The organism is Streptomyces sp. NPDC107471, assembly GCF_055582845.1.
Map to the genome: position 1 here is coordinate 438458 of NZ_JBVJPC010000004.1, position 18603 is coordinate 457060.

At 70.4% G+C, this 18603-nt stretch carries 13 protein-coding genes; 6 read left to right on the top strand and 7 right to left on the bottom strand.

The genetic code is table 11. From position 1 onward, the window contains the following. Window positions 1-63 precede the first annotated feature (63 nt). The 7 genes from ACZ66S_RS15810 to ACZ66S_RS15840 form a co-directional block, all read right to left on the bottom strand. Window positions 64-1107: a LacI family DNA-binding transcriptional regulator gene (locus ACZ66S_RS15810; RefSeq protein ID WP_469902088.1), complete on the bottom strand. Its 1044-nt coding sequence runs from the start codon at window positions 1105-1107 to the stop codon at window positions 64-66. Between the two features lie 112 nt (window positions 1108-1219). After that, on the bottom strand, window positions 1220-3097 hold the full coding sequence (locus ACZ66S_RS15815) for a glycoside hydrolase family 43 protein (protein WP_469902089.1): 1878 nt from the start codon (window positions 3095-3097) through the stop codon (window positions 1220-1222). Continuing rightward, window positions 3094-3999 (bottom strand): carbohydrate ABC transporter permease, encoded by a 906-nt coding sequence (locus ACZ66S_RS15820; protein ID WP_469902090.1) that lies wholly within the window; start codon window positions 3997-3999, stop codon window positions 3094-3096. Before ACZ66S_RS15820 ends, ACZ66S_RS15815 begins: the two co-directional genes overlap by 4 nt. Next, window positions 3999-4883 (bottom strand): carbohydrate ABC transporter permease, encoded by an 885-nt coding sequence (locus ACZ66S_RS15825; protein ID WP_469902091.1) that lies wholly within the window; start codon window positions 4881-4883, stop codon window positions 3999-4001. Before ACZ66S_RS15825 ends, ACZ66S_RS15820 begins: the two co-directional genes overlap by 1 nt. A gap of 19 nt (window positions 4884-4902) precedes the next feature. Continuing rightward, window positions 4903-6237: an ABC transporter substrate-binding protein gene (locus ACZ66S_RS15830; RefSeq protein WP_469902092.1), complete on the bottom strand. Its 1335-nt coding sequence runs from the start codon at window positions 6235-6237 to the stop codon at window positions 4903-4905. Between the two features lie 346 nt (window positions 6238-6583). Then, entirely contained in the window at window positions 6584-7699 is a 1116-nt protein-coding gene (locus tag ACZ66S_RS15835; RefSeq protein WP_469902093.1) for a LacI family DNA-binding transcriptional regulator, read from the bottom strand. Window positions 7700-7880: 181 nt separating this feature from the next. Further along, window positions 7881-8894, bottom strand: coding sequence for a hydroxyacid dehydrogenase (locus ACZ66S_RS15840; protein ID WP_469902094.1), 1014 nt, complete (start codon window positions 8892-8894; stop codon window positions 7881-7883). A gap of 303 nt (window positions 8895-9197) precedes the next feature. Here ACZ66S_RS15840 and ACZ66S_RS15845 point away from each other — a divergent pair, with 303 nt between their 5' ends. From ACZ66S_RS15845 to ACZ66S_RS15870, 6 genes are read left to right on the top strand one after another with little or no spacing between them, the layout of a single operon-like run. Beyond that, complete coding sequence (locus ACZ66S_RS15845) at window positions 9198-10547, top strand: extracellular solute-binding protein (protein WP_469902095.1); 1350 nt, start codon at window positions 9198-9200, stop codon at window positions 10545-10547. Further along, the gene (locus ACZ66S_RS15850) at window positions 10544-11536 is read left to right on the top strand and encodes a carbohydrate ABC transporter permease (protein WP_469902096.1); all 993 of its coding nucleotides are present in this window, start codon (window positions 10544-10546) and stop codon (window positions 11534-11536) included. The genes ACZ66S_RS15845 and ACZ66S_RS15850 overlap by 4 nt, the downstream gene beginning before the upstream one ends. Beyond that, window positions 11533-12408, top strand: a complete 876-nt coding sequence (locus ACZ66S_RS15855; RefSeq protein ID WP_469902097.1) for a carbohydrate ABC transporter permease — start codon at window positions 11533-11535, stop codon at window positions 12406-12408. Before ACZ66S_RS15850 ends, ACZ66S_RS15855 begins: the two co-directional genes overlap by 4 nt. A gap of 33 nt (window positions 12409-12441) precedes the next feature. After that, window positions 12442-13971, top strand: coding sequence for a glycosyl hydrolase family 28 protein (locus ACZ66S_RS15860; RefSeq protein ID WP_469902098.1), 1530 nt, complete (start codon window positions 12442-12444; stop codon window positions 13969-13971). Further along, complete coding sequence (locus ACZ66S_RS15865) at window positions 13968-17318, top strand: alginate lyase family protein (protein ID WP_469902099.1); 3351 nt, start codon at window positions 13968-13970, stop codon at window positions 17316-17318. The genes ACZ66S_RS15860 and ACZ66S_RS15865 overlap by 4 nt, the downstream gene beginning before the upstream one ends. A gap of 27 nt (window positions 17319-17345) precedes the next feature. Continuing rightward, complete coding sequence (locus ACZ66S_RS15870) at window positions 17346-18599, top strand: alginate lyase family protein (RefSeq protein WP_469902100.1); 1254 nt, start codon at window positions 17346-17348, stop codon at window positions 18597-18599. The last annotated feature ends 4 nt before the right edge of the window (window positions 18600-18603 follow it).

The window sequence follows — 18603 nt, forward strand, 5'->3', positions numbered from 1 at the left end:
GGCCCACGGATGACCGAAGCTGAACGAATCCGGCGGTGGGTGGCGCGTGCGGCGGTCGCCGGATCAGCCGCGCGGCGGGGCCGTGCTCGCCCGCTCCACCAGCCGCGTCGACAGCTCGGTCCGGGTGCTCTCCGGGCGGTCGCCCTCCATCATGCGGACCAGCAGCCGCAGTGCCGTCGCCGCCATCTCCGACAGCGGCTGCCGGACCGTGGTGAGCGCCGGAGTGGTCCAGCGGGCCTCGGGAACGTCGTCGAAACCCACGACACTGATGTCCCCGGGGACCCGCAGGTCCCGCTCTGCCAGGGCCTCGTACACGCCGAGGGCCATGTGGTCGGAGCAGACGAAGACCGCGGTGGGCGGTTCGGGCAGATCGAGGAGTTCGCGCATGGTGCGGCGGGCCGCGCTCTCGTCGTGGCCGGCGTGCCGGACGTACTCGGGACGCTGCCGTACCCCCGCCGAGGCAAGCGCGGAACGGTAGCCCGCCACCCGCGCACTGCTGCACATCCTGCGCTGGTGGGCGGCGATGACCGCGATGCGCTCGTGGCCCAGCGCGAGCAGGTGCTCGGTCGCCGTCACCCCGCCCTGCCAGTTCGCCGCGCCCACCGAGACCACGCCCGGCGGGGGCTCCAGGACCGGGTCGATCAGGACGTACGGGATGCGGTGCTGGTCCAGCCAGCCGTACTGCGACGGCGTCAGCTCGGCCAGGTTGAACAACACCCCGGAGGAGCCGCGCGCGGTGAGCTTGTCCATCCAGCCGCGGTCCGGGCGCCCCGCCCGGTTCCGGGCCAGCCCCGCCGAGACCACCACCTCCAGACCCGCGTCGTGGGCGGCCGCCTCCACACCGTGCAGCACCGCTCCCGACCAGGAGGTCTCCAGCGAGTTCACGACCAGGTCGACCAGCCCCGAGGACTTCGCCGCGTCGAACCTCGGTCTGCGGACGTACCCCAGCCGGTCCAGCGCCTCGGTCACCCGGCGACGGGTCTCGGGGGCCACGTCCTCACGGCCGTTGACCACCTTGGAGGCGGTCGGCACCGACACGCCCGCCTCCCGGGCCACGACCGCCAGCGTGGGACCGGCCGCCACGCTCGCACTCCCCGTGCGGACCATCGGGAACCACCTCTCCGGCCCGCCCGAGGGCCATGAAAGTTTCGACCAGCGCGGAAACAGTAAGCGCTTCCTACCCTAGGTACGCCCGCTGAAGTCGGGAAGAGGTCGGGCTTCACCGGTCTTGGGGTCCCCGCGACTTTCGAAACTCCGAACGCTGCCCGCAGCTCAGGCGGAACCCGGTGAAGTCGGCCGTGAAGGACGCGTCGACCAGGTCCACGGCGTGGATTCCGGCCATCGCTCCGGTGAACCGGAGTTTCGATCCGTGGTCGTCGGAGAGCCGGGTGAAGTCCAGCTCCGGGCCCACCGGCGTCCACGCGCCGTCCGCGCCCACCCACCGGAAACGCGCCACCCCGTCCATGACCGTGACACCGAGCGTGAAGGCGCTTTCCGTACCGGCGTCGACGACGGCCACCTGCCGGGTGCTGCCCTCGTCCCGCTCGACCAGGCTGAGCACGGTCCGCCCGCCGCCCCGCCACTGCTGCCCGCGCTGCTCCTCGCCCTCGCACTCCGCCCACGTCACGTCGAGAGCCAGATGGGCCTCGGTGTCATACCAGAGCACCAGCCCCGCGGCCTGTGTGAACGTCCGCGGCCCGGCCTCCACGGTGACCTCGGCCTCCGCCCGGTGCTCGGTGATCCGCTGGGCGAGCAGACTGTGCGCCCATCGCGACTCCGGCCCGTGCCGCCCCCGCAACCGGATCCAGCCGGGCCGGGCGGAGGTGTCGGCCCACGAGGGATCGGGGGCGGCGCGGAGGGTGCTCCAGGGCCAGGACAACGGGGCGGATCGTTCGGGCAGGTGTGGGCGTGGCTGAGCGGGGGTGTGGGCGCTCGCGGGAGATTGCGCTGATCCGTCGACCGTGGTTCCCGGTCGGGGAGCGACAGGTGTGGCACGGCCGGCCGCCTGGTCGGCGCTCTGGAAGCCGGCCGTGCTGGTTCGGGTGCTCGCCCCGGGTCCGGCGGGTTCGGGCCGTGGGTGTGGGTGGGCGTGGGCGGATCCGGCGGCCTGCGCGACCCGCTCCGCAATCGGCGGTAGTTCCACCTCGACCGAAGGGTGCGTGCCCCCGTCCCGCAACCTCGGCCAGCCCTCCGCGTCCCAGGTCACCGCCTGGATCGCCGTTTCGCGGCCGAGCGGGCAGCGCGGGCCGTTCGGGGTGGGCAGCGGGCGGGCCGCGAGGTGGCTCAACACCCAACTGCCGTTCGCCAGTTGGACCAGTTCGCCGTGGCCCGCCTTCTGCAGGGGGAGTGACGGATCGTCCCGGGACGTCAGGAGGGGGCGGTCGTCCAGTGCGTACGGCCCGGTGATCTCGCGGCTGCGGGCGACCAGGACCCCGTGCTCGAATCCGGTGCCCCCCTCGGCCAGGACGAGGTGGAACCAGCCGTCCCGGTGGACCAACTTCGGTCCCTCGACGAGGCGTTCGTGCTGAAGGAGCAGGTGGGTGTCGCCGACGGGGGCCAGTGTCCCTCGGTCCAGCTCCGTCAGGACGATCCCGGCGAAGCGCCGGCCCCCGGGCCGGTGGTCGTTCTGGAGGTTGAGCAGCCACAGCCGGCCCTCGTCGTCGTGGAAGAGGGCCGGGTCGAAGCCATGGCTCGGGATCCGCCGCGGCGCCGACCACGCACCGGACGCCTCCGATGGGGGCGCCCCCGCTCGAGCGAAGTCGGGAGTGGGGGACGTACAGACATAGGTGTCCGTGTCGAAGTACGGCGTGCCGACCGAGCGGACGATCGAGTAGACCACCCAGAAGCGCTCACCGTCCCAGCTCAGGGAGGGTGCCCAGATGCCGCCCGAATCGGGGACCCCGGCGAGGGAGTCGCCCGGGACGGCCCCCTCGACATGCCCCGCGTACTCCCAGTGCGCGAGGTCGCGGGAGCGGTGGATCGGGACGGTCGGGAACCACTCGAAGGAACTGGTCGCCACGTAGAACCAGTCACCCACGCGGACCATGGACGGGTCCGGGGCGAAGCCGCGGATCACCGGGTTGCGCAGCAGGGTCACTTGAGGGCTCCGAGGGTGACACCGGTCCGCCAGTAGCGCCGCATCGCGACCATCATGATCGCCATCGGGACGATGGACAGCAGGGCACCCGTCAGGACCAGGCCGGTGAGGTCGACGCCGGACTCCAGGCGTTTGCCGGACCAGTTGTAGAGGCCGATGTTGAGCGTCCAGTTGTTCTCGCCGCGCAGCACCGTCAACGGCAGGAAGAAGGCGTTCCAGGTGTTGACGAAGGCCAGCAGGAACACCGTGGCACCGCCCGTGGTCATCATCCGCAGCACGATGCTGAAGAAGATCCTGAGCTCGCCGGCCCCGTCGATACGGGCCGCCTCCAGCAGTTCGAAGGGGATCGTGGCCTCGGTGTACACCTTGGCGAGGTACACGCTGAACGGGTTGATCAGGCAGGGAATCAGCATCGCCCAGGGCGTGTCGACCAGGCCGATCTCCGAGAAGAGCAGGTACAGCGGCAGCGTGAGCAGCGCGATCGGGATCAGGAAGGAACCGACCACGCACGCGAACACCAGCTTGCGCCCCGGGAAGTCGAAGCGCGCGAGGCCGTAACCGGTCGCGAGCGCCAGCAGGGTGCCCCCCAGCGATCCGACACCGGCGTACAGGAACGAGTTGGCCGTCCAGCGCAGGAAGATGCCGTCCTCGTAGGTGAAGAGCTGACGCAGGTTGTCCCACAGGTGCCAGCCGGAGAACCACAGCCCGTTGGACTGGTACAGGCCGGTGCGGTCCTTGGTGGCGGCGACGACCAGCCACCACACCGGGAAGAGGCTGTAGACGCTCGCCAGGGACAGCCCGACGAGCAGGAACCGCTGGCCGCCCCGCGAACGGGCCGTGGGATCAGGGGAGTTGAGCCGCCGGACCGACGAGGTCTGGGTGGGCTCCTCGACGAGGGTCATCAGTCGGTCTCCTTCGAGGTGAGCCGGTAGAACAGGAAGGAGGCGACGCCGAGGATCAGGGCGAGCAGCACCGAAAGGGCCGCCGCGTAGTGGTAGTTGCCGGCGTTGAACGCCTGGTTGTAGATGATCATGATCGGGGTGAAGGAGTCACTGACCGTCTGCGGGGTGACGTTCCTGAACAGCGCGGGCTCGTTGAAGATCTGGAGCATCTGGATGACGGAGAGCATCCCGGTCAGCACCAACGCCCCCCGCACGAACGGGATCTTGATGCTGAGCGCGATCCGCCACTCCGTGGCCCCGTCGAGCCGCGCGGCCTCGAACAGCTCGCGGGGCACGCCCTGGAGCGCCGCGTAGATGATGACCATGTTGTAGCCGATGCCGTGCCAGGTCAGCAGGTTGCCGATGGACGGCCACACCATCGACGGCGCGAAGAAGTTCCAGGAGAACCCGAAGACCTCGCCGAGCGGGGTGAGCGGCCCGACGTCCGGGCTGTACAGGTTCAGCCACACGATGGCCGCGACCACGCCCGGGATCATGTACGGCACCAGCAGCAGGATCCGGAACCGCCCGGCCCTCCTGGCGGCGAGCGCGTCCAGGCACAGCGCCAGCACCAGGCTGACCAGCAGCATGACCGGGATCTGCACACAGGCGAAGAGCACCACCCGCAGCACGGAGCCCATGAACGCCGAGTCGGTCAGGCCCTCCCGGTAGTTGTCGAGTCCGGAGAACTCGTCGGTGGTCCCGCCAAGGCCCAACCCCGAGGACTGCGACCGGTACAGCGACTGGTGGACGGCGTACCCGATCGGGAGCAGGTACAGGAAGACGAAGCCGAGCTGGAAGGGCACCGTGAACGCGGCACCCTTCCAGCGCAGGGAGCGAATCATCAGCAGCAGCCCTCGGCCTCTAGCCCTTGACGCTGATGCCGCGGGACTTCAGGTCCTTGACCGTCCACTCCTGCATGTGCGCCAGCAGCTCGGTCACCGTCTGCTCCTTGCTGACCACCTTCGCCCAGCCGGCCTGCATCTCGGTGAACATCGCGGTCCAGTCGGGCCCGAAGGTCCAGTCGGTGGTGACGGTCCTCAGGCTGTCCTTCACGACCTGCTGACCGGCCTGGTAGTCGTCGCCGAGCAGCTTCTCGGAGACCGCCTCGGGTATGTACGTGTCGCTGTCGGCGAGCGCGGGCATCACGCCGTTGCCGGTCTCCGGGCTCGCCATCGTCTTCACCGCGCCGGTGTTCGTGGACATCCACAGCGCGGCCTCGGCGGCCTGCTCCTGGTGCTCGCACCCCTTGGTCACGAGTGTCACGCTGCCGGTCAGGTTGGTCCCGGCCGGCGTCTTGGCGGCCTCGCCGGTGAACGTCGGCCAGGGCGACAGACCCCACTTCCCGAAGGACTTGGTGAAGTTCTGCACCATGCCGGCCATCTGCCAGGTGGAGATCTGCCGGGTCGCGGTGCCGCCGCTGTCGTAGTTGCGCTGCACGGCCGCGTAATCCGCGAACGACAACGTGGAGTTCAGGTCGTTGTCGATGATCTCCTGGATCACCTCGGCGGCCTTCAGCGTCCCGGCGTCCTGGAAGTCCACCTTCCAGGAGTTGCCGTCGATCGCGTACCAGTGCGCCCCGGCCTGCATGGCGAGCACCTCCAGCGTGCTGGGGTCCTCACCGGCGTAGTTGGTGATCTTGGCGCCGTGCTTCTTCAGCACCTTGCCGGCCGCGATGAACTCGTCCCAGGTCGCCGGCGGCTCGATGCCGTACTTCTTGAAGAGGTCGGTGCGGTAGATGGTGAAGTTCGGCGCCGAGCTGGTCGGCACGCCGTACATCCGCCCCTGCACCTGGGCGCTGGCCCACGATCCGGTGTTGAACGTGTCCTTCTCGCCCTCGACGTACTTCGTGATGTCGGCGAGCGCGCCCTGCGCGACCCAACTGGTCACGTACTCCGCGGTGTTCTGCACGAGACAGGGCTCGTTGCCCGCTTTCACCGCGTTGGTGAGCTGCTTCTGCATGGTGAGCTGGTCGGTGACCTTCGTGTACTTCAGCCGGATGTCCTTGTGCGAGGCGTTGAACGCCTTGACGACGGCCTCCTGTCCGTTGGCCCAGCCCCAGAACGGGAGGGTGACCGGCCCCGACGACTGCGAGCCGCCGGAACCGTCCGACCCGCCGCACGCGGTGAGCAGACCTGACAACGCGAGTCCCGCAACGGCGGCGCGGGTGAACCTTCTCCGGGGGCTGCTGAAGTTCATCTGACCGTGTTCCTTCGGAAAGTAGGGCGTCTCGGAGAGGAGAGGGGGAATCGGCGGCTCGGTGTCGGCCGGAAACGGCGGCCGGAAGTTCAACGGCACGCGGTTGCGGGGGATCGGCCCAGCAGAAGCTGTAGTAACCGGTTGCTGGGACGGTAGGCCGAGGGCCAGGTGGTTAGCAAGAGGCAGACGTCAACTTCTTACGGCGATCCGTCCCGGAAGGGAGGCCGGGCAGCACTCCGCCCGCCCCGCCGAAACCGACGTACTACCAGCTCAGGGGCATGAAGCGGGACGGGACGACCGATCGCGCCCAGGTCGGGTCATCAACCGGTAGTCACCCAGAAACCGTTTACGAAACGATCTCTTCCTCTCCCCGCCGGCGGGGTTGGACGGGCGGCCGCACGGAGTTCCGTACGACGACATGGGTGCCCAGCACCAGGTGGTCCCCGTCGGCCCCCCGGCGCCGCGCGCCACCACCCTCGCGCCGGTCCGCGACCGCGCGCAGGGCGACCCGCCCCATCTCCTCGTAGGGCACGTGGACCGTGGTGAGCTGCGGGGTGAGCTGGGAGGCGAGCGGGATGTCGTCGTACCCGACGATCGACACGTCCTCGGGCACCCGCAGCCCGGCCGCGCGCAGCGCCTGCATGGCACCGGCGGCGACGACATCGGTCCCGGCGAGGACGGCGGTGAACCCGAGCCCGTCCCGCAGGCATTCCTCGACGGCGTCGTACCCGTGCTCGTAGTCGTAGGCCCCGTGCCGCACCATGCCGGCCTCGAACGGCACGCCGTACGCCTCGAAGGCGCGCCGGGCCCCGCGCAACCGCCCCTGCGCGGTGGTGAGTTCGGAGTGGCCCGGCAGGACGAGGACCTTCCGGTGGCCGGCCGAGAGCAGGTGGCTGGCCATGGCGTAGGCGCCGCCCTCGTTGTCGTAGTCGACGGTGGTGGCCGGCACGTCACCCTCCAGCGGCGGGCGCCCCACCAGCACGAGGTGCGACCCGGCGGCGTCCAGGGACCGCGCGAAGCGGGCCATGCGCAACTGGTACTCGTCGTAGTCGTAGGCACCGCCGAGCAGCACCACGGCCGCGACCCCCTGCTGGCGCATGAGGTTGACGAGGGCGAGCTCGCGTTCGGGATCGTCCCCGGTGGTCCCCACCAGCGACAGCCAGCCCCGCAGCGTGGCGGCCCCCTCGACCCCCTTGGCCACGTGGGCGAACGCGGCACCGGTGATGTTGTTGATCAGGATGGCGACGGTGGGTGTGCCGCCGCCGGCCAGCGACCGGGCGTGCGCGTTGGTGACGTAGTCCAGGTCCCGCACGACCTTCATCACCTTGCGGCGCAGGTCCTCGGAGACCGGGTAGTTCCCGGACAGCACCCGCGAGACGCTGGCCACGGACACCCCGGCCCGCTCGGCCACGTCCCGGATGGTGGCCCGACCGACGTCCCCGGACGCCTTGCGCTGACTCACCCTGAGGCTCCTTCACGGTCGTGGCCGGGGGGCTCCGCCCCGTTCGGGTCCGGAAACCGTATCCCATTGTTACTACAGCACGATTCCGACGGCGTGAGTGCCCCGGAGGACACGTGCCCACCCACTCGGTCCGCACCCCGGACAACGGCGTGAGGGAGCCGGGGGGCGCCCCCGGAGGCGCTCACGCCACCCGCCCCATGTCCGCGTACCGCACCTCGTGCGCCAACCCCACCCCCGCCCCCACCCGCTCCAGTTCCTCCACCACGATCCGTCCCAGCCGCTCCAGTTCGTTCCCGAGCGAGCCCGCGATGTGCGGGGTGAGGAACACGTTGGGCAGCCGGTAGAGCGGTGACCCCGCGGGCAGCGGTTCGGGTTCGGTGACGTCCAGCACCGCCCGCAGGCGACCCGAGACCAGTTCCTCGGTCAGCGCGTCGGGGTCGACCAGTGCCCCGCGGGACGTGTTGATGAGCACGCCCCCGTCGCGGATCAGCCCGAGCCGGGCCGCGTCGAGCATCCGGTAGGTCTCGGGGATGTCGGGGGCGTGCAGCGAGACGATGTCGCTGCGCCGCAACAGGTCGTCCAGGGAGACGAGTTCGGCGCCGAGCGACCCCGCCTCCGAGGGGCTGACGTAGGGGTCGTGCAGCAGCACCGTGAAGTCGAACGGCCGGAGGAGTTCCAGCAGCCGTCGCCCCACCCGGGACGCCCCGATGACGCCGACCCGTCGGCCCACGTTCCCGGTGCCGGCGGTCTCGGCGGGCGGTGGGTAGGCGTGGGTGACCCGGAACCGTTCCCGGTGGTCGAAGGTGTCCTTCCCGCACAGCAGGATCATCGCGAGGGTGTACTCCGCGACCGGCAGGGCGTTGCCGGTGACCGCGCTGGAGACGGCGACGCCGCGGTGCCACACGGCGTCGCCGACGAGTGAGCGGACCGAGCCGGCGGCGTGCAGGACGGTGTGCAGGCGGGGTGCGGCGGCGAGGACGCCGGTGTCGAGGTGGGGGCAGCCCCAGCCGGTGATGAGGACGTCGGCCCGGGCCAGGGCGTCGGCCGCGCGGGGGTCGGTGAAGTCCTGGACGACGAGTGCGGGGTCGAGGTCGGCGGCCTCGCTCAGCCGGGTCATCAGGGGCGGGGGGAAGAGCAGCGGGAGATGGACGGGATCCATCGCGAACACGGCCCTGGGTGGCTGAGGGCTGGGCATGTCACTCCTGACACACTGGGCGGAAAATGTTTCTGAAAACGCCTTCTACTGGGGATCTACCGTAGGTCCGGCGTCGAGGGGCGGTCAATCACCGAGGTGTCGCCGAGGTGCCGCTGAGATGACCTGCATGACAACCGGTTTCTTGATCTGGCCGTGTCGGCGAGGTTACACAGTCTTTTCGAAAGTTCGTCAAGCCTCTTGACGCCGTTTCCGCACAGGGCTGAAGCTCTGCCCCAACGCGGCAACCGGTTGTCGACCGGTCTCGGCGTTCCCATGAACGGACAGAGCAGGAGGTGGTGCGTCGTGCGCCCACATGCCGGTGCCGCGCTGAGCCGCCGCCGTTTTCTCTCCCTCTCCGCCGGCGGTGCCGTGGCAGGGGCGGCAGCGCTGAGCGGCTGCGCGATGCGGGTGTCGAGCGCGGTCGGGGGCTCCGGCGAGACCGTCACGGTGATGGCCAAGGCCGACGACATCTCGCCGGAGCTGATCCGGCAGGCCCAGGAGGACATCGGCGTCCGGATCAGGACGGTGCTGTACAGCACCAGCCAACTGATCGCGATGATGACCAACGGCAACCCGCCGGACCTGGTGCGCGGGGTCGGTGCCGTAGACGCCCCGTACTACGCGGCCCGGGGCGTGATGGAGGACCTGGACCCGTACTTCGCGAGGAGCAGCGTCCTCGGGGTGGCCGACCTGGACCCGGTCAACGACCTGTGGCGCTACGACGGCCGCACCCAGGGCAGGGGCCCGCGCTACGGCATGGCGAAGGACTTCTCCCAGGACTCGATGTTCTGGTACAACACCGCCCTGTTCGACCGGGCGGGCGTCGACCACCCGCCCGAGCTGGACCCGATCACCTACGAGGAGTGGCTGGACAAGGCGAAGCGGCTCACCCGCCGCAGGCACGGCCAGACGACCGTGTTCGGCGGCAGCTACAACGGCGTGCTCACCCCCAGCCTCCTGGCGAGCCTCACCGTGGCCGCCGGCGGGAACCTCTTCACCGACGACTACTCCCGGATCGACTTCACCACCCCCGAGGCCCGCAAGGCGCTCGGCTGGTACATCGACTACTGCCGGACCAAGGTCGGCCCCAGCATCGTCCAGCCCGACCCCAACACCTGGGACGGGCCCACCTTCCAGGCGAACCGGCTCGCCATGTCGAACTCGGGCTACTGGCTCGGCGGTCTGATCAACGCGGACAGGAAGCTGGCGCCGCTGTCCCGGCTGGCTCCCGCCCCGTACTTCGAGGGCGGCCGGCGGGTCAGCCCCTGCCAGGCCGGGACCGGCTTCTGGATCCCGAGCAGGTCCCACCACAAGGACGCCGCGTGGCGGGTCTTCGAGTGGTTCTTCGGTGAGGCACCGGCCAGGGCGCGCGCCGCCGGCGGCTGGGGCATCCCCACCCTGAAGTCGCTGCGGCCGTTGATGCCCGCGCAGGAGGACTACCAGAAGCGGGTGCTCACGGTGCAGGAGGCCGAACTGGAGCACTACTCGGTGATCGCCTTCACGCCGTACGCCACCGCGGACTCGCTCCTCGCCCTCTTCAACCAGATCGCCCCGGCGGCCATGACCGGCGGCATGTCCGTCGACACCCTCGCGGGACGTCTGAACGCCGCGATGAACGCGCAGCTCAAGCGCGGTAAGGAGCAGGTGGGATGACGGTCGATCAGTTGTCCTCGGTCACCGAGCGGCACGGCTTCACCCCCGCGAGAGGTCCGGGCGCCTCCCGGCCGCGCACCTCCATCGCCACCCGCAGGCACCGGGCGTTCTACCTGTTCGCCTCGCCCTGGATCATCGGGTTCGTCCTGCTGACCATCGCGCCGATGGCGTACGCGCTGTGGCTGAGCTTCACCACCTTCGACGGGATCTCGCCCCACTGGCACTACGTCGGCCTCGGCAACTACCGCGAACTGTTCTCCGACGCGCAGACCTGGAAGTCGCTGGGCCGCACGGGCCTGTTCGCGATCACCTCGGTGCCGCTGTCGATCATCGCCGGGCTCGGGCTCGCCGTCCTGGTGAACCGGCCGCTGAAGGCGCGCGGGCTGTTCCGCACGCTGCTCTACCTGCCGGCGGTGGTGCCCCCGGTGGGCGCGGGCATCGCGTTCAAGCAGCTCTTCGACCAGAACTCGGGTGCCGCCAACGGGGTGTTGAACCTCTTCGGCATCGACGCCCTCGGCTGGCTCGCCGACCCCTACGCCCGCTACGTACTGATCATGACGGTGCTCTGGACCGCCGGGAACATCATGATCATCTCGCTGGCGGGGCTCCAGGACATCCCGCGCGAGCTGCTGGAGGCGGCCCGGATCGACGGGGCGAGCGCCTGGCGGAGCTTTCGCAGCATCACGGTGCCGCTGCTGTCGCCGGTGCTGCTCTTCCAGACCGTGACCGGGGTGATCGCCTCGGTGCAGACCATCATGCCGCTGCTGCTGGCCCCCGACCCGACCCCGGCCGGCATCACCGCGCTCCCGCAGTCCAACTACCTCTACATGATGCACGTGTTCGCGGAGTACTTCGCTTTCGGCCGCTACGGCTACGCCTCCGCGCTGCTGTGGGTGCTCTTCGTCCTGATCCTCCTCGCGACCGCAGTGATCTTCAAGGCCACGTCCGGCGTGGTGTTCTACAACGTCGACCCGGAGGCGAAGAAGTGACAGCCGGCACCGCCACCCCGGCCCCCAGGCTCGCCCCGGAACGCGGCCCGCGCGTCCGCGTCAACCGCCTCGTCCTCTACACGGTCCTCGTCGCGATCACCGGACTCCTCCTCGGCCCCTTCGGCTGGCTGGTGGTCTCCGGCCTCAAGACCCCGGCCGAACTCGCCGCCTCACCCGTGCACTGGCTGCCCGCGCACGTCCAGTGGCACAACCTCGCCGACGCCTTCAACCTCATCGACTTCCTCGGCTACGCCCGCAACTCCCTGATCATCGCGCTGATCTACGCCACGCTCGTCACCCTGAGCTCCGCCTGGGTCGGCTTCGGTTTCGCCCGCCTCGAAGCCCCGGGCAGGAAGACGCTGTTCGGTGTTCTCCTCGGCTCGATGATGCTGCCCCAGATGATCACCCTGCTGCCGACCTACCTGATCTTCGCCAGGCTCGGCATGGTCGACACGTACTGGCCGTGGGTGCTGTGGGGCCTGTCGTCCGCCCCCTATCTGGTCTTCCTCTTCCGGCAGTTCTTCGCGGGCCTGCCCCGGGAGCTGGAGGAGGCGGCGATCGTCGACGGCTGCGGATACGCGGCGATCTTCTGGCGGATCTTCCTCCCGCAGTCCTGGCCGGTCCTGTCCGCGAGCTTCGTCATCGCCTTCACCTGGACCTGGGGCGACTACATCGCCCCGCAGCTCCTGCTGTCCACGGACCGCACCACCCTCGCGGTCGCCGTCATGTCCACCTACGTCACCTCGGCCGGCACCCCGGTCACCAACCTCCAGGCCGCGGCCTCGGTGATGTACGTCGTCCCGATCCTGCTGATCTTCCTCGTCGCCCAGCGCGGCTTCGTCGCCGGCATGTCGACCAGCGGCCTCAAGTAGCCCTCCCCGTAGACCTGTTGCAAGGAGTTCCGGATGAACACGCCCCTGTCCCGCCGTACGGCCCTCCAGGCGGCCGGCGCCACCGCGCTCGCCGCTTCCCTGACCGGCCTCACCGCCACGGCGGCCCGGGCCGACGACACCGCCGCCGGCCCGGCGCGCCTGGTGACCTACCCCCGGCCGGCCGCGATGCCGACCACCACCAGCTTCCGGGTGCGGGTGCGCACGGCCCCCGACGGCGAGTGGCAGACCCTCGACATCTGGCGGCCCCAGCTCGGCGAGATCAACCCCACCACCGGCTCCAGCAAGACGTACAACTCCTCGCTGGCGTACTTCGACTTCCAGGGTTCCGTCGAGGTCGAGGTCACCTACCTCAAGGGCGGCACCACCAAGGTCCGGGTGAGACCGGACTCCTACGGCATCAAGCCCGAGGTGCTCGGCGACACCCTGCGCTTCACCCTCGACCGGCCGCGCAACCTCGTCGTCCAGATCAACGACGACATCTTCGACTGCCTCCACCTGTTCGCCCGCGCGGTCGAGAGGAAGAAGCCCGCGCAGGACGACCCGAACGTCCTCTACTACGGCCCCGGCGTCCACACCACCGCCGACGGCACCCTGCTCGTCCCCTCCGGCAAGACCGTGTACCTCGACGGCGGGGCGGTCCTCAAGGCGACCGTGATCTTCCGGAACGTGGAGCACGCCGGGATCGCCGGCCGGGGCGTGCTCGCCGGGACCGCGGGCGGCGGGGCCCTGGTGGAGAGTTCGCGGAACATCTCCATCGGCGCCGTCACCGTGCTCAACCCCAACGGCTACGCCGTCCAGTTGGGCGAGGCCACCGGTGTCACCATCAGGGGACTCGGCTCCTTCAGCTCCAAGGGCTGGGGCGACGGCATCGACGTGTTCTGCTCCAGCAACGTCGTCATCGACGGCGTCTTCATGCGCAACTCCGACGACTGCATCGCCATCTACACCCACCGCTGGGAGTACTACGGCGACACCACCGACGTCACCGTGCGCAACTCCACCCTCTGGGCGGACGTCGCCCACCCCGTCAACGTCGGCACGCACGGCAACACCGACAACCCCGAGGTCCTGAAGAACCTCCGCTTCAAGAACATCGACATCCTCGACCACCGCGAACCGCAGATGAACTACCAGGGCTGCATCGCCCTCAACCCCGGCGACTCCAACCTCATCAAGAACGTCCGCATCGAGGACATCCGGATCGAGGACTTCCGCTGGGGCCAGGTCATCTACATGAAGGTCATGTACAACACGAAGTACAACACCTCGGTCGGCCGCGGCATCCAGAACGTCTACGTCAAGAACCTCAGCTACACCGGCACGAACGCCAGGCCCTCGCTCCTCCTCGGCTACGACGCCCAGCACGCCATCAAGGACGTCACCTTCGAGAACCTGGTGATCAACGGGCTCGTCGTCGCCGACTCCATGAAGAAGCCGAGCTGGTACTACACCACGGACACGGTCCAGTGGTTCGCCAACGAGCACGTGCTGAACCTGAAGTTCCTCACCACCGCCGAGGCCGAGGCGGCCGCCGCGTCATGAGCGAAGTGCCCCCCGGAGCCGCCGCTCCCAGCCGCCGGGGCTTCCTCGGCGGCACGGCCGCCCTGCTGCTGGCGGCGGGCGCGAGCGGACTGCTCGCACCCGGCACCGCCCGGGCCGCCGACCGCGAGTCCCGCAGCCGTGCCTTCACCCACCCCGGCCTCCTGCACACCGCCGACGATCTCGCCCGGATGAAGACCGCCGTCGCGGCGAAGCAATCCCCGATATATGACGGCTATTTGGCGTTCGCCGCCCACGCGCGCTCCAAGTCGACGTACCCGATCCAGAACACCGGCCAGATCACCTCCTGGGGCCGCGGCCCCACCAACTTCCAGAACCAGGCGGTCGCCGACTCGGCCGCCGCCTACCAGAACGCCCTCATGTGGGCCGTCACCGGCGAGCGCGCCCACGCCGACAAGGCCCGCGACCTCCTCGACGCGTGGTCGGCCTCCCTCACCACGATCACGGGCGCCGACGGCCCGCTGGGCGCCGGACTCCAGGCCTTCAAGTTCGTCAACGCGGCCGAACTGCTGCGCCACACCGGCTACGACGACTGGGCCGACGCGGACATCGCCCGCTGCGAGCGGTCCTTCCTCGACGTCTGGTATCCGGCCGTCTCCGGCTACATGCTCTACGCCAACGGCAACTGGGACCTGACGGCCCTTCAGACCGTCCTGGCCATCGGCGTGTTCTGCGAGGAGCCCACCCTCTTCGAGGACGCCCTGCGCTTCGCCGCGGCCGGCGCGGGCAACGGCTCCCTCGCCCACCGGATCGTCACCGACGCGGGCCAGGGCCAGGAGGCCGGCCGCGACCAGGGCCACGAACAGCTCGCGGTCGGTCTGACCGGTGACATCGCCCAGGTCGCCTGGAACCAGGGCGTCGACCTGTGGGCGTACGACGACAACCGCGTCCTCGCCGGCTTCGAGTACGCGGCCCGCTACAACCTCGGCGGCGACGTCCCCTTCACCCCCGACCTCGACCGCACCGGCAAGTACCTCAAACAGACGGTCTCCGCCACCGGCCGCGGCACCCTGCCCCCGATCTACGAGATGGCCTACGCCCACCACGCCGGTGTCCGCGGCCTGGACACCCCGTACACCAGGGCGGCCGTGTTCCGCGGCACCGGCGGCACCCGGGTCGTCGAGGGCGGAAACGACGACCTGCCGAGCTGGGGGACCTTCACCTGTGCCGGGGCCACGGCACCCGCCCGCACCGCGCCGACCGCGCCGGCAGGAGTCACGGCGGTGGGGGAGCGGACCGGGATCACGGTGAGCTGGCTGCCCTCGACATGGGCCGCGGAGTACACCGTCCTGCGCGCCCGGCGCCCCCAGGGGCCGTACGAGACGATCGCCACCGGCGTCGACGGGCCGGCGTACACGGACGTCCGGGTACGTGCGGGGCGGACCTACCACTACACCGTCGTGGCCGCCAACTCCCTCGGTGCCGGCGGGGAGTCGGCCCCCGTCCAGGCCACCGCAGGACTCCCCGGGCCCTGGTCGACACAGGACGTCGGCGCGGTGCGGATCCCCGGTGCGGCCGTCTTCGACGGGGAGCGGTTCGTGCTGGAGGCGAGCGGCACCGCCGACACCCACCGGCTCGTCCATCTGCCCCTGCGCGGCGACGGCACGGTCACCGCGCGGATCGTGTGGCCGCTGAGCTCGCAGTACTCCAAGATCGGCGTCAGCCTCAGGGACTCCCTCGACGCGGACGCGGCCTACGCCGCCATGGTCATCCAGGGGCTCCCGCTGCACACCTGGAGCGGGGTGTGGACGGTACGGCCGTCGCGGGGGGCCGCGGTCTCCGCGACCGGCGGCACACCCGTGCCGCCCTCGCAGCAGAAGGCGATCACCACCGGCGCGGCCTTCCCGATCTCGGACCTCGGCACCCTGCCCGAGTCGGCGACCCCGCTCCGGGCCCCGTACGTCGAGGCGGCGGGCGACGGCTACCGGCTGCGCATGCCCTACTGGGTCCGGGTGACCCGCAAGGGCCGCCGCTGCACCGGAGCGATCTCCCCGGACGGTGCCCACTGGACCGAAGTCGGCGCCACCGAGGTCGACTTGGGCCGCACCGCGTACGCGGGCCTCCTGCTCACCTCCTGCCTCGGAGTCGACGCCGACCACGCCGAGACCGGCACCGGCGCCTTCGACAACGTCACCGTGACCTCCGCGTCCGCGGGTGAGATCTGGTCGGTGCCCGCACCCGCCCGCACCGCCGGGGACCTGAGGGCGGCGACCGGCCCGGACGCCGTCGAACTGGCCTGGACCGACCCCGACCTCTCCGCCCGCTACCAGGTTCTGCGCGCCGCGAACCCTCACGGCCCCTACGCCACCCTCGCGACCGGCGTCGGCCCGGTCGGGTCCGGCACCCGCATCCGGTACACGGACGCCACCGGCACCCCCGGGACGACGTACCACTACGCCGTCGCGAAGACGAACGCGGCCGGGCGCGGCCCCCTCTCGGCACCCGCCTCCGCGACGATGCCCACCCCCGCCGCCCCTGAACTCACCTCACCCGGACAGGTGTTCGCGAACAAGGGAGTCGAGTTCCGGCACCTGCTGCGGGCCTCCCACGAGCCCGTGCGGTTCACCGCCACCGGCCTGCCCGACGGTCTCCGCGTCGACCGGCGCACCGGACTGATCCACGGAACGCCCCGCGAGACCGGCCGGTTCACCGTCACCACCACAGCCGGGAACGCGGCGGGCGACGGCACCGCCGGCCTCGCCCTCACCGTCGGCACACCCCCGCCGCCCCCCTGGACCTACGGCGACCTCGGGGACGTGGTCCTCGACGCCCGGGAGTTCGGGACGCTCGGCGTGGCCGCGATCCTCACCCCCGGCAGCACCGCCCACCAGGACGGGACCTACCTGGTACGGGGCGCGGGAGTCGACCTGAGCGTCAACAACCAGGGCATGACAGGGCAGTTCGTACGACGGCCCGTCACCGGGGACTGCGTGGTCACCGCCCGGCTGGTCTCCCGCACCGGCGCCGCGGCCGACCGGGTCGGACTGCTGATGGCGAAGTCGCTGTCGCCGTTCGACCAGGCGGCCGGCGTGATCGTCACCGGTGGCACCACCGCGCAGCTCATGCTGCGCAGGACCGTCGCCGGCGCCTCCGCCCTCACCGGCGACGCCACCGTCGGACTCCCCGCCCTGCTGCGGCTGAAGCGCACCGGGACCGTCTTCGCCGCGGCGGTCTCCACCGACGGCGGCACCACCTGGACCGACCTCGCCTCCGGTGAGATCCCCGGCTTCGGTGACGCCCCCTTCCACGTCGGCCTGGTGGCCTGCTCCCGCAGCCCGCTGGCCCTCGTCACCTCCGAGTTCGACGAGGTGAGCATCACCCCCGTCTGATTCCCCCACGGAACGGAGACGCACAGCATGAGCCGCACATCCCCCCACGCGCACCTCCCGCAACCGCAGTTGAGCCGCCGCGGTCTGTTCAGGACCGCCGGCGGTCTCGGTGCCGCGCTCGCCCTGGGAAGCGGCGCGTTCGCCGCCTCCACGGCGGACGCGGCGCCCTCGACCTGGACCCACCCCGGCATGCTGCACAACGCCGGCGACATCAACCGGGCCAAGGTCAGGGTCGCCGCGGGCACCGACCCCTGGCTCTCCGGCTGGAACAGACTGGTCGCCAACTCCCACTCCCAGTCCACCTGGACCAACCGGGCCACCGCCACGATCATCCGCGGCGGCACCGGCGAGAACTACTCCCTGCTCTTCAACGACATCGCCGCCGCCTACCAGAACGCGCTGCGCTGGAAGGTCGGCGGCACCGAGGCCAACGCCGCCTGCGCCGCGAGGATCCTCAACGCCTGGTCGACGACGCTCACCACGGTCACCGGCAACGCCGACCGCTTCCTCGCGGCCGGACTCTACGGCTGGCAGTTCGCCAACGCCTGCGAACTCATGCGGGACTACGGCGACTTCGACCTCGCCGCCGCCCAGGAGATGCTGGCCAGGGTCTTCTACCCGCTCAACAACAGCTTCCTGACCCGTCACAACGACGCCTGCATCACCAACTACTGGGCCAACTGGGACCTGTGCAACATGGCCGCCGTCCTCGCCATCGGCATCCTCAACGAGGACGGCGCCAAGTACGACCAGGCCGTCACCTACTTCAAGTCCGGCGCGGGCAACGGCTCCCTCGCCCACGCGGTGCCGTACCTGTACACCGACTCGGCGGGCTACGCGCTGGGCCAGTGGCAGGAGTCCGGCCGCGACCAGGGGCACACCGTCATGGGCATGGGCCAGATGGGCGCCCTGTGCGAGATGGCCTGGAACCAGGGCGACGACCTCTACTCCCACGACGGCCGCCGCTTCATGAAGGCCGCCCAGTACGTGGCGAAGTACAACCTGGGCCAGGACGTGCCCTTCACCACCTACAACTGGGGCACCGGACAGAACTGCGCCGCCTCCTCCCAGACCGTCGTCTCCGCCGCCTCGCGCGGCCAGGTGCGCCCGGTCTGGGCGATGCTGCACTTCCACTACAACCGGCGTCTGGGCCTCGACGACAAGTACATCTCGCAGATGTACTACGACCTCGTCGCCCCCGAGGGCGGAGGCGGCGACTACGGCACCACCAGCGGAGGCTTCGACCAGCTCGGCTTCGGCACCCTGATGTACGCCAAGTAGCGGC